Below are 11955 nucleotides of genomic sequence, written 5' to 3'. Positions count from 1 at the left end.
GGAGATCAAGATGGACAAGGAAACGGAATGGCGGTGCAGCCGCTGCGGCAAATTGCTCGGCATCCTGCGTGACGGGCGCCTGCACCTGCGCTTCGCACGTGGCCATGAATTCCTGGTCGGATTCCCCGCCACCGGCGTCTGCCGGGGCTGCCGCACCCTGAACGAACTGCCCAATCCGGCCGCGCTGTCGTCCCCGCCCACGGCGGCCGTGCCGACGCGGCGATAGGCAGCCCCCACCCCAAAGCCCCCCACAGAGAGGCGCACGACGCCCTGACCTGGCCACCAGGAGGCACGAGATGCCCGGCCGTAAGGCAGGCATTTCGTGCGCGCTCTCTGGCAGCAAATCCACGCGGATTTCGAGCGGACCCTTACCCTTCATTCGTCCCACACCCAGTTCGAAGTTCTACGGCAGGAACATCACATTCTTGGCCGCTTCGTCGATGTCACTGCGGTGCTGGATTATCTCCATAGCCGCGATGGGGCCCCGGACGACAAGGATCAGATCCTGGCCACCCTGGTCGCGGCAGCGCAGACACGCCGAGGTGACCGTGATGTCGCCGCCGCCATGGTGTGGCTGGGGCTCTGGCCTGGGCTTGACAATCTTTATCGGCGGCTCTGGCGATTCTTCCGCAACGACGCCAATGAACTTGCCTCCGAGATCGCCGGTCGCTTTGCCATGGGCATGCAGCGGGCGGATCTGAGCCGGATCAAACGGGTCGCGGCCACCCTGATCGCCAATGTCGAACGCGATATCCGTGTCGGCCTCCGTCGCCGCTGGGCGGAAGCCGCGACACATGAAGAACTTCCCGATCCCGATGAATTCGGCTCTCCCGCATCCAAGTCTTCGTGCTTTGGCCTGCCTGCCGGGACTGACCCTGACGTAGTGGCCAGCTTTGTCCACCGTGTCCTGACAGATCTGATCGGCTCCGACGCCGACATCGTTGTCGCCGTGGTGATGATGGGCGAAGGCCAGCGTGATGTCGCTGACCGCCTCGGCCTTGGCTATGACGCCGTCCGCAAGCGCTACCAGCGCGCCCTTGCTCGTCTTCGCGACGTGCTGGGAGAAATCTGATGCGGGCCTGTCCCAAATCCCGCAGGTGCACCGCGTTTTCCTTTCGATTGGTCCGGATGGTCCGGCCAGCAGCCAAGGGAAACCTGGGAATGCACGACTCTTCGGACAACCAGTTCCTCCGTTTGCCCGGCCTGTACCGACGTTGGGAACTGAACCAGGTGATCGAGCCTGGCGAGGACTACCGCATTGAAGGCGCCGGTACGGCTGCTGACGGCACTCCGCTCTATTCCATCTACGCCACCGAATCCGGCCAGACGCCGAACAGCCCCCGCGAAGCGACGGGCGACGACTGAGCCCAGCACTTCATGCCGGGTCTTCGGGGGAATGGAACAGCCATCAAGGCGAATACCTCGACCGCAGGCTCCAGAGCGGCGTCAGGGCCCGGCAGCAGCATCACCGACGAAATCTGGCTCTGACGAAAAGGAGCACCCTAATGTCTATTCAATTGCTCGAACGCTTGCGCAAGAAGATGTCCTTCGACGCCATCCCGGACACCATCGAGGTGCCCCCGAGCGGCGACGAGACCACCTCGGTGATCAAGGCCATCGAGGACGCCAGCGTCGATGACGTGGCCCTCGCCATCCAGGTCCTGGAAAAGGCCTCTTCCGCTCTCATTCGCCAGGTTTCCGGTCTGCGCCGCCTGCACGACTACGCCCGCTGCGCTGGCGCCATTGGTGTGTCCAATGCGGTCGAGGCCGCCATCCAGAACTTGGAGGCGGAATAATGTCCGAGACCGCGAACACCCCCAACCAGGGCTTCCGCATCATCACCGCCGACCAGCGGCTGGCGGAGCCCCGCGGCATCAAGGCCTGCATCTTCGGCAGGCCCGGCATCGGCAAGACGTCGCTGTTGTGGACGCTGCTGTCGAGCACGACCCTGGCCAATGGCCAGCCGTATTCGACGGCGCTGTTCATGGATCTGGAGGCGGGTGACCTCGCCATTGAGGGCTGGCCGGGTGACACCATCCGGCCGCGCACCTGGCCTGAATGCCGCGACTTTGCCGTCTTCATCGGCGGCCCCAATCCGGCTCTGCGCGACGACCAGCCCTACAGCCAGGCCCATTACGATGCGGTCTGCGAGCGGTTCGGCGATCCCAAGGTTCTGGATCGCTACGACACGGTCTTCATCGACTCGATCACCGTCGCTGGCCGCCTCTGCTTCCAGTGGTGCCGCGGTCAGCCGGATGCTTTCTCGGACAAGACCGGCAAGCCCGACATCCGCGGCGCCTATGGGCTCCACGGCCGCGAAATGATCGGCTGGTTGACGCACCTCCAGCACACCCGCGGCAAGAACATCGTCTTCGTGGGCGTCCTGGACGAGAAGCTGGACGACTTCAACCGCAAGGTCTTCGTGCCCCAGATCGACGGAGCCAAGACCGGGCTGGAACTCCCCGGCATCGTCGATCAGGTCATCACCATGACCGACGTGAAGGGCGACGACGGCCAGCTTCACCGGGCCTTCATCTGCCAAACCCTGAACGCTTGGGGCTATCCGGCCAAGGACCGCAGCGGTCGCCTGGACCTGATCGAAGAGCCGCATCTCGGCCGCTTGATGGACAAGATCCGCGGCCCCGCCGCGCCTGCCGCCCAGCGCCTGGAGTATGGCCGCCCCAACGCTGCCGCCCCGGCCCCCACCAATTCCGAACACGCCCAATCCTGACGAGAGGAGCGCACTGTCATGGCTAATTCCTGGAACGACTTCAACGACGCCAAACCGGTCGTCAACATCATCCCCAAGGGCACCATCGCCAAGGTCCGGCTGTCCATCCGCCCCGGCGGCTACGACGACCCGACCCAGGGCTGGACCGGCGGCTATGCCACCCGCGGGACCACCGGCTCGGTCTACATCAGCGGTGAATTCACCGTGCTGGAAGGCCCCTATGCCCGGCGCAAGATCTTCACCCTGATCGGCCTGTACAGCCCGAAGGGACCCGAGTGGGGCAATATGGGCCGCGCCCTGGTGCGCGCCATGCTGAACTCCGCCCATGGCCTGTCCGACAAGGATTCCTCCCCCCAGGCCCAGTCGGCACGGCGCATCACCGGCATTGGCGATCTGGATGGTCTGGAATTTCTGGCCCGGATTGATGTCGGCAAGGACACCAATGGCGACGACAAGAACGAGATCCGCGCCGCCATCACGACCGATCACAAGGAATACACCGGCCTGATGGGGATCGTCAGCTCGGCGCCCAAGCCCGCCGGGCAGTCCACCAGCGCGACGATCGCCAATACCGGCAATCGTCCCTCCTGGGCCCAGTAGGGGGAACGGCCATGCTGCTGCGCCCCCGTCAGAAGCTGTTCGTCGAGCGTAGCGCCCGCGCGCTCGACGAACACCAAAACACCCTGGGCGTCGCCCCCACCGGGGCCGGCAAGACCATCATGCTGTCGGCCACCACCAGCGAGGTGATCGGCGGCACCCAGGCCAAGGCCTGCGTGCTTGCCCACCGCGATGAATTGACCGATCAGAACCGGACCAAGTTCGGCCGTGTCGCCCCGTTGTTGACCACCTCGGTGGTGGATTCCAAGACCAAGTCCTGGGACGGCCAAGTCACCTTCGCCATGGTCCAGACCTTGGCCCGCCAGGCCAACCTGGACACCATGCCGATCATCGACCTGCTGGTAATCGATGAAGCCCATCATGCGGCGGCCGACAGCTATCGTCGGATCATCGACCGGGCGCTGCACTGCAATCCCATGTGCCGGATCTATGGCGTCACGGCCACCCCCAATCGGGGCGATCGCAAGGGCTTGCGGCCCATCTTCTCGAACGTCGCCGACCAGATCCGGATCGGCGAATTGGTCGCCGCTGGTCATCTGGTGCCGCCCCGGACCTTCGTTATCGATGTCGGTGTCCAGGAGGATCTGGCCAAGGTCAGTTGCTCGGGAGATGACTTCGACATGGCCGAAGTGTCGCGGGTGATGAACACCGTGCCGGTCAACGAGGCGGTCATCCGTCATTGGCAGGCCAAGGCCGGCGAGCGCCAGACCGTGGTGTTCTGCTCCACTGTGGAACACGCCCGCGGCGTCACCGCCGCCTTCGAAAGCGCTGGCATCCGGACCATCATGGTCACCGGCGAAATGCCCGATGGTGAACGCAAGGCCGCCCTGGCCGACTATGCCGATGGCAAGGCCCAGGTCGTCATCAATGTGGCGGTGCTGACCGAAGGCTGGGATCACCCGCCCACCAGTTGCGTGGTGCTGCTCCGCCCCAGCTCCTACAAGAGCACCATGATCCAGATGGTCGGTCGGGGCTTGCGCACCGTCAATCCGGAGGAGCATCCCGGGGTCATCAAGACCGACTGCATCGTCTTGGACTTCGGCACGTCGAGCATCATGCATGGCTCGCTGGAACAGGACATCGACCTGAACGGCAGCGAGGGCAACGGCGAGGCCCCGACCAAGGAATGCCCGGAATGCGGCGCCGTGGTGCCGCTCGGCGTCACCGAATGCCCGCTTTGCGGCCATGTCTGGGAACGTGCCGCCTCCGACCCTGGCACCCCGGTCACCGAGTTCCTGATGACCGAGATCGACCTGCTGAAGCGCTCCAGTTTCCGGTGGTGTGATCTGTTTGGCGACGATGCCGCGCTGGTGGCCAGTGGCTTCAATGCCTGGGGTGGCGTCTTCTTCCTCAACGGTCGTTGGTATGGCGTTGGCGGTCTCGCCAGGGGCACGCCCCATCTGTTGGCCATCGGCGACCGGACCGTCTGCCTGGCTGCCGCCGATGACTGGCTGAACCAGAACGAAACCGACGAAAGCGCCCACAAGTCGCGGCGGTGGCTCAACCAGCCCCCCACCGACAAGCAGTTGGCGTTGTTGCCGGTGGAATTCCGCCAGGACCTCGGCCTGACCCGCTATCAGGCCTCGGCGCTGCTGGCGTTCCGGTTTAATCGCCAGGCCATCCGCACCTTGGTGTTCGACGCCAGCACCGACACGTCGGCGAGGGCGGCGTGATGGATGGCGCCCATGTCAGCCACTTCCCGCCTGCGCCAATGGCACCCGCGTGGAGTGCTGTGTGCGGTCTGCCGGCAGCCTGCTCATGGATTTGGCTGGCGAGACCCGGTGCGATCGAAGCGGCCTCGGCCCTCGGTCTGGTTCTGCTCCAAAGCCTGCCAGGGCTTTTGGTCACGATTGGCGCGGAGATCTCCGGCCATGGTTGACCTCACCGAGCAGGAACAGGCCGCGATCCGCGCCGCCATGAAGCTGGTTGCCGAATTGATGGACGAAATCGGCTGGGACAAGCGCCTGGCCGACCTCTCCGAGGCTCAAGTGCTGAGCCTGATCGAGGCCGCCGTCGAGGGATTTCAGGACGCCATGCGCGCCACCGCCGCGTCCGACAGCAGGGAGATACCGTTCTGATGTTGGATTTCAATCACCAGCCCAGCATTGCCGAACGCATCAATGCCCTGATCGATTCCGGACTGATTGCCGACCGGGATGCGACACCGCCGCGTGCCTATCTCGGCGGCTCCCGTCTGGGACATTCCTGCGAGCGGGCATTGCAGTTCGAATTCGCGGGCGCGCCCAAGGATTCCGGTGCCGATTTCAACGGCCAGACACTTCGCATCTTCGCCATCGGCCATGCCCTGGAAGATGTCGCGATCCGCTGGCTGCGGCGGGCCGGCTTCGACATCTACACTCGCAAGGGCAACCGGCCCGACGGCGAGCAGTTCGGCTTCTCTGTCGCTGGTGGCCAGGTCCGCGGCCATGTGGACGGCATTCTGGCCGACGGCCCGGTCATACCCGGGATGGGCTATCCCGCCTTGTGGGAATGCAAGACGATGAACGCGAAGAACTGGCGCGAAACGGTGGCCAAGGGTGTCACCGTCTCCAAGCCGGTCTACGCGGCGCAGATCGCTCTGTACCAGGCCTACATGGAAGGCACGGTCCCCGGTATCTCCGCCAACCCGGCGCTGTTCACGGCCATCAACAAGGACACCGCCGAATTGCACCACGAACTGGTGTCCTTCGACGGGGAACTGGCCCAGCGTATCAGTGACCGAGCGGTACGCATCCTGCAGGCGACCGATGCCGGCGAATTGCTGCCGCGCATGAGCTCCGATCCCGACTACTTCGAGTGCCGGTTCTGCCCCTGGAAAACGAGGTGCTGGGCATGACCGCGCAGACCCCGGTTTCCATCGTGGACGGCACCGAGCCCGATCCCGCCATGATCACGGCCTATGCCGAGGTGCTGTTCGGTTATTGTGACGGCTGGGTGCCGGTGCGGGCGTTGCCGGAAAAGGGCACCGATGAGGCCCAGCCCTCGCATACCCCCTTCCTGGAAGCCGACGATGACCTCGCAGCCAATCTGATCCGCCAAGCCAATTGGGCGGCCCATGGCGACATGGCCATCTATGTGGTCCCCGGCACCGTAGCCAAGCCCGGCTCGGCCAAGTCCGAGGATGTGGTCCAGACCCAGGTGGTCCTGGTCGACCTGGATCACGGGGACATCGCCGCCAAGCGCGACCACCTGATCCGCCATATCGGCCCGGCCACCATGGAAGTGGCCTCAGGCGGCGTCACGCCGGAAGGCCAGCGCAAGCTCCACCTCTATTGGCGCCTGACTGAACCGGCTGAAGGCGACGACATCACCACAGTCTGCCGGGTCCGTCACATCATCGCCACCAAGGTCGGCGGTGACCCCTCTTTCCGTTCAGCCCATCAGCCCATCCGGGTCGCAGGCACCATCCACGCCAAAAACGGCTGTAGGCGCCTGGTCGAAATCTTGTCCACCGGTCCGATCGAGCGCGACCTGGGCGAGTTGGTGGAGGCCGTTCTGGCCATGCCTCCCTTGGATGGCGAAGGCTCCTCGTGGCTCGACTTCAATGACGCCGGCACTGCCCGCGGCTCGGTCACCGACCTGTTCAGCCAGCAGATCCGTGAAGGCGGCATGGATGGCACCACTCGGTTCGACGCGCTGTCGCGGGTGATGGGCTATTGGATCCGGCGTTGCCGCGAGGGGCATATCACCCCGGCAGATGCCTGGGATGAGATCGTCGCCTACAACGAGGCCCGGATCGATCCGCCCTGGCCGGTGGATCGGCTGCAACGCGAAGCCGAACGTCTGTGGGAGCGTGATCAGCGGCACGGCGCCGCCCATGACGGAGCTGATCCTGCCGACGCGGACGAGGATGACGAAGACGCCGAGCCCGTCGCCTTCACGGAAGATGCCCTGGCTGCCGCCTTCACCCAGGCCCATGCCGAGGATTGGCGCTTCGTCGCCGGCTGGGGTCAATGGTTGCTCTGGACCGGATGTCGTTGGGAGCGCGAAAGCACCCTGTTGGCTTACGACATGGCCAGGCTCATCTGCCGTGATGCCGCTTCCGCCGCCCGTTCCGCCAAGTTGAGATCCAAGTTGTCGTCCGCATCGACGGTCGCTGCCGTCGAGCGCCTGGCACGGGCGGATCGCAGCCATGCCGCCACCACCGAGGTGTGGGATCGCGATCCCTGGCTGTTGAACACCCCCGGAGGCGTGGTCGATCTGCATTCCGGCCAGATCCAACCGCATAACCGCGCCTTGGCCATGACCAAGATCACCATGGCGACACCCCAGGGCGATTGTCCGATCTGGCGGCAGTTCGTAGCCACCGTCACCGGCGGCGACAAGGATCTGCAGGATTACCTCCAGCGTGTCGCCGGCTACTGCCTCACCGGCGTCACCAGCGAGCATGCGCTGTTCTTCCTCTACGGGACCGGCGCCAACGGCAAGTCGGTCTTCGCCAACACCCTGACGGCCATCCTGGGTGACTACGCCACCGTCGCCGCCATGGACATGTTCATGGCGACCACGTCAGAGCGGCATCCGACCGACATGGCCGGACTGCGGGGTGCCCGCATCGTGACTTCCATCGAGACGGAGCAGGGTCGTCGCTGGGCCGAGAGCAAGCTCAAGGCGCTGACCGGCGGCGACAAGATCACCGCCCGCTTCATGCGCCAGGATTTCTTCGAGTTCATCCCGCAGTTCAAGCTGCTGGTCGCAGGCAACCACAAGCCCGCCATCCGCAATGTGGATGAGGCCATGCGGCGGCGCCTGCACATGGTGCCCTTTACCATCACAATCCCTCCTGCCAAGCGCGACAAGCAATTGTCCGACCGCCTCCTGGCCGAGCGCGACGGCATTCTCGCCTGGGCCGTTGAAGGCTGCTTGGCGTGGCAACGCACTGGCCTGCGCCCCCCGGCAGCAGTGATGGCCGCCACCGATGAATACTTCGAGTCCGAGGATGCCTTCGGCCGCTGGCTGGATGAGCGCTGCGAGCGCGGGAACAGCTTCAGCGAAACCACCTCGGCGCTGTTTGGCGATTGGAAGAACTGGACCGAGGCGAACGGCGAGTTCACCGGCTCCATCAAGCGATTCGCGGAGAACCTGGTGAATCGGGGGCTGGAACAGTGGCGCAGCAAGACGGCCCGACATTTCCGGGGGGTCCGGCTTTGCGAAGGGGCTGATGCCTCCGATGGTATGGAGTTGTAGGTCATGCACTCAAAGAAAGAATGCAATGAAATCAATGTGGTGACGGATGTGACGGATCCCTCCTATATCTACGTTACGCGGGCGTGCGCGCACGCGTGTACGGGTTATAAGGGAGAACCCGACACATCCGTCACCACCAGCAAATCCGCGGTGTTGGCCCTCGACCTGGGCAGCACCACCGGCTGGGCCATGCTCCTGGCCGACGGCACCCTCGTTTCCGGCACCATGCAGTTCCGGCCCAGTCGCTATGAAGGCGGCGGCATGCGCTATCTGCGGTTCCGCTCCTGGCTCGACCATCTGCTCAACAGCGCCAAGGAGATCGGCTCGGTCTGCTTCGAAGAGGTCCGTCGCCACGCCGGCACCGACGCGGCCCATCTCTATGGCGGATTCCTGGCTCACCTCTCGGCTTGGTGCGAACTGAACGACATCCCCTATCAGGGCGTGCCAGTCGGCACCATCAAGCGTCACGCCACTGGCAAGGGCAATGCTGGCAAGGACGCGGTCATCGCCGCCATGCGGGCCAAAGGCTTCAACCCTGAAGACGACAACGAGGCCGACGCCTTGGCCATCCTGACCTGGCTGATCGACACCCAGGGAGGTGTCCGATGAGGTGGCACCCGCCCGGCTATGGCGGCACCCGCCGCGACCCCGAGCAGGTCAAGCGGGATGGCTGGCAGGAACGTGGCGTCCTGGTCATTGCCGAAGACGACGATCGCCTCACCTGGCCCGAGCGGGAACTGGTGCGGCAGTTGGGAGCAAAACTTTATGGGCGACGCCCGACGGAGGAGAACTCGCATGGATGATCTTCATTGGGCGCCGAAGATGGTGGCGGTCTACCTGGAGGAAGCCGCAGAGACGCTTCGCCGTCTGCCTCGGGTCAAAGTCCAGGGCTACGTCACCGCTTGGCCGGAAATCGTCCGGGACTATTGGGATGCATTCGGCCGGGACGAGGTCCAGGCCCGTCCCGGCCCGCCTTCCGCCAAGGCCATCGACCAGATGGATGTCACCCTCGGCTGGTTACGCTGGCTGGAGATCGAAGAGAGCCGACTGGTCTGGCACCGCGCCTGCGGTCGGCCCTGGAAGGCCATCGCCCATGAATTCGGCTGCGACCGCACCACCGCCTGGCGGCGCTGGACCTATGCCCTGGTCACCATCGCCGCCCGGCTCAACACCCAGCAAAGCGGCAGAAGTCCGTGCAACACTGTTGCAACATCATGGGATGCAACAAATCGGGCCAAAAGTGGTAGGGTCAGCCCATAGCCTGGGGATTGAAGGCGACGCCCTCCCTCCGGCCACAGAGATCAAGCGGGTCCTCCCTGGCCCGCAACCTATGCGGGCGGGCAAGGCGCTCCAGATCGCTAGCGACAGCCCCGAAAACTGAGTTACCACCCCGGTTACCGGAAAGCCCCACCTGAGGCGCGCAAGGCCAAAGCCAGCGCGCCTTTCGTGCTTCTGGGACCATGCAATCAGCCTCGGTAACCGCCCCCAGTTACCAGCCCCAGCCGGTTACCGCCCTATGCCCCATCAATTGCCCGATGCCGTCGAGCACTGGCCGCTCGATCGCCTGCGCCCCTATGGCCGCAATTCCCGGACCCATTCGGACGGCCAGGTCGCCCAGATCGCCGCCAGCATCGTCGAATTCGGGTGGACCAATCCGGTCCTCGCCGACAGCCAGGGCAACATCATCGCGGGCCATGGCCGATTGGCCGCAGCCAAGACCCTCGGACTGGACACGGTGCCGGTCCTGCTGATCGATCATCTGACCGAAGCGCAGCGCCGGGCCTACATCATCGCCGACAACAAGCTGGCTCTGAATGCCGGTTGGGACGACGAGGCTCTGGCTGCTGAACTCCATGCCCTCAACGAGGATGGGTTCGATCTGGCTCTGACGGGATTCTCGGACCAGGAACTCGAAGACCTGATGGCGCCCCTCGATGACGAGGGCCAGGGCGACAACGCTGCCGAGGACGAAATCCCTGAAACGCCAGAACAGCCGGTTTCCCGGCCTGGTGACCTGTGGGTCCTGGGCAAGCATCGTCTGCTCTGCGGTGATTCAACGGTCGCCACCGACGTTGATCGCTTGCTGGTGGGAGCCAAGCCCCACCTGATGGTGACCGATCCGCCGTATGGCGTGGAATACGATCCGTCCTGGCGCAACCAGGCTGGCGTTTCGTCCACCACTCGTACCGGCAAGGTTGCCAATGATGACCGCGCCGACTGGAGCGAGGCTTGGGCCTTGTTTCCCGGCGAGGTCGCCTATGTCTGGCATGCGGCCATCTATGCCAAGACCGTGGCCGACAGCCTGGAGGCCAACGACTTCAAGGTGCGGGCCCAGATCATCTGGTCGAAGCCCCGCTTCGTGCTGGGACGCGGCGACTACCATTGGCAGCACGAGCCTTGCATTTATGCCGTGCGCAAGAATGGCACCGGCCATTGGCAAGGTGCCCGGGATCAGGCCACCGTCTGGGCTATCGGCTCGGGTGGTGACGAGGACGAGGCCACTGTTCACGGCACCCAGAAGCCGGTGGAATGTATGCGCCGGCCCATACTCAACAACAGCGCCGAGGGCGATGCGGTCTATGAGCCGTTTACCGGCAGCGGCACCACGGTGATCGCCGCCGAAACCACGGGCCGGGTGTGCTTCGCCATGGAACTGAACCCGGCCTATGTGGATGTGGTGATCGGGCGCTGGCAGAAACTGACCGGACAGAAAGCCATCCTGGAGGGCGACGGTCGGAGCTTTGAGGACCTTACGTCCGAGCGCAAGCCATGAGCCAATCCCGCCGCATGTCACTGGTGGAATCCTTCGCCAATGTTGGTGTGGGCTATGGCATTGCCGTTGCGACCCAGAGCGTGGTTTTCCCGGCATTCGGCATCCACGTCACTTTGGCCGATGACCTCGCCATCGGCGCGGTATTCACGTTGGTTTCCCTGATCCGGAGCTACTTGTTGAGGCGGGCCTTTGAACGCTTCCGGTGACAAGTCTGCATTATGCCCTTAGTCTTCTTCCGGGATTCTTGTCCGGGAAGGAAAACAACATGAGCAAGACCGCGATTTCCAAAGCCATCCGCACCGCCACGGGCTGCACCGTCGCTCAGGCCGATGAGGCCGTTGATGCCGTGATCGCCACTATTCTGGACGGCGTGAAGACGGAAGGCCGGTTCGGCCTGATCGGCTTTGGCACCTTCTCCAAGTCGGAGCGCCCCGCTCGCCAGGGCCGCAACCCCAGGACTGGCAAGACCATCGAGATCAAGGCCTCCTCGACCATCAAGTTCAAGGCCTCCTCGGCCCTAAAGAAATAGGGAGATCCAATGGCCGTCGATCCTCACGCAGTGTCCCGCGCGGCCGATGAATTGATCCACGCCCATGGTCCCTCCGCGCTGGATATTGCTCGGAACCATGTGGAACGCGCATCGAGG

Annotated in this window: 16 protein-coding genes; all 16 read left to right on the top strand. The window is 64.3% G+C overall.

What is annotated here, in order from left to right; all coding sequences use genetic code 11:
* Positions 1-10: 10 nt before the first annotated feature.
* The 16 genes from CCC_RS19660 to CCC_RS19585 all read left to right on the top strand — a co-directional run bounded on the left by CCC_RS19660 (position 11) and on the right by CCC_RS19585 (position 11838).
* Complete coding sequence (locus CCC_RS19660; RefSeq protein ID WP_009870339.1) at positions 11-226, top strand: hypothetical protein; 216 nt, start codon at positions 11-13, stop codon at positions 224-226.
* 96 nt (positions 227-322) lie between these two features.
* Positions 323-1072 (top strand): sigma-70 RNA polymerase sigma factor region 4 domain-containing protein, encoded by a 750-nt coding sequence (locus CCC_RS19655; RefSeq protein WP_009870338.1) that lies wholly within the window; start codon positions 323-325, stop codon positions 1070-1072.
* An 89-nt stretch (positions 1073-1161) separates the two neighbouring features.
* The gene (locus CCC_RS19650) at positions 1162-1365 is read left to right on the top strand and encodes a hypothetical protein (protein ID WP_009870337.1); all 204 of its coding nucleotides are present in this window, start codon (positions 1162-1164) and stop codon (positions 1363-1365) included.
* Positions 1366-1505: 140 nt separating this feature from the next.
* On the top strand, positions 1506-1796 hold the full coding sequence (locus tag CCC_RS19645) for a hypothetical protein (RefSeq protein ID WP_052473382.1): 291 nt from the start codon (positions 1506-1508) through the stop codon (positions 1794-1796).
* On the top strand, positions 1796-2731 hold the full coding sequence (locus tag CCC_RS19640; protein WP_009870335.1) for an ATP-binding protein: 936 nt from the start codon (positions 1796-1798) through the stop codon (positions 2729-2731). Before CCC_RS19645 ends, CCC_RS19640 begins: the two co-directional genes overlap by 1 nt.
* Before the next feature lie 18 nt (positions 2732-2749).
* The gene (locus tag CCC_RS19635; protein WP_009870334.1) at positions 2750-3331 is read left to right on the top strand and encodes a hypothetical protein; all 582 of its coding nucleotides are present in this window, start codon (positions 2750-2752) and stop codon (positions 3329-3331) included.
* Positions 3332-3342: 11 nt separating this feature from the next.
* Positions 3343-5022, top strand: a complete 1680-nt coding sequence (locus CCC_RS19630; RefSeq protein WP_009870333.1) for a DEAD/DEAH box helicase — start codon at positions 3343-3345, stop codon at positions 5020-5022.
* Between the two features lie 198 nt (positions 5023-5220).
* A complete protein-coding gene (locus CCC_RS19625; protein ID WP_009870332.1) occupies positions 5221-5427 on the top strand; it encodes a DUF6511 domain-containing protein in 207 nt (68 codons plus the stop codon).
* A complete protein-coding gene (locus tag CCC_RS19620) occupies positions 5427-6185 on the top strand; it encodes a PD-(D/E)XK nuclease family protein (RefSeq protein ID WP_009870331.1) in 759 nt (252 codons plus the stop codon). Before CCC_RS19625 ends, CCC_RS19620 begins: the two co-directional genes overlap by 1 nt.
* Entirely contained in the window at positions 6146-8536 is a 2391-nt protein-coding gene (locus CCC_RS21390; RefSeq protein ID WP_009870330.1) for a phage/plasmid primase, P4 family, read from the top strand. The genes CCC_RS19620 and CCC_RS21390 overlap by 40 nt, the downstream gene beginning before the upstream one ends.
* A 150-nt stretch (positions 8537-8686) precedes the next feature.
* Entirely contained in the window at positions 8687-9145 is a 459-nt protein-coding gene (locus tag CCC_RS19610; RefSeq protein WP_041042822.1) for a crossover junction endodeoxyribonuclease RuvC, read from the top strand.
* Positions 9142-9339 carry a hypothetical protein gene (locus tag CCC_RS19605; RefSeq protein ID WP_009870328.1) on the top strand — a complete coding sequence of 66 codons (198 nt, stop codon included), beginning with the start codon at positions 9142-9144 and terminating at the stop codon, positions 9337-9339. Before CCC_RS19610 ends, CCC_RS19605 begins: the two co-directional genes overlap by 4 nt.
* On the top strand, positions 9332-9796 hold the full coding sequence (locus CCC_RS19600; protein ID WP_009870327.1) for a DUF6362 family protein: 465 nt from the start codon (positions 9332-9334) through the stop codon (positions 9794-9796). The genes CCC_RS19605 and CCC_RS19600 overlap by 8 nt, the downstream gene beginning before the upstream one ends.
* 256 nt (positions 9797-10052) lie before the next feature.
* On the top strand, positions 10053-11309 hold the full coding sequence (locus CCC_RS19595; RefSeq protein WP_041042771.1) for a site-specific DNA-methyltransferase: 1257 nt from the start codon (positions 10053-10055) through the stop codon (positions 11307-11309).
* Positions 11306-11515, top strand: coding sequence for a DUF7220 family protein (locus CCC_RS19590; protein ID WP_041042769.1), 210 nt, complete (start codon positions 11306-11308; stop codon positions 11513-11515). The genes CCC_RS19595 and CCC_RS19590 overlap by 4 nt, the downstream gene beginning before the upstream one ends.
* 59 nt (positions 11516-11574) lie before the next feature.
* Positions 11575-11838 (top strand): HU family DNA-binding protein, encoded by a 264-nt coding sequence (locus CCC_RS19585; RefSeq protein WP_009870325.1) that lies wholly within the window; start codon positions 11575-11577, stop codon positions 11836-11838.
* The last annotated feature ends 117 nt before the right edge of the window (positions 11839-11955 follow it).

Source organism: Paramagnetospirillum magnetotacticum MS-1 (assembly GCF_000829825.1).
Taxonomy (GTDB): Bacteria; Pseudomonadota; Alphaproteobacteria; order Rhodospirillales; family Magnetospirillaceae; genus Phaeospirillum; species Phaeospirillum magnetotacticum.
This window is presented reverse-complemented; position numbering and strand designations above follow the sequence as displayed.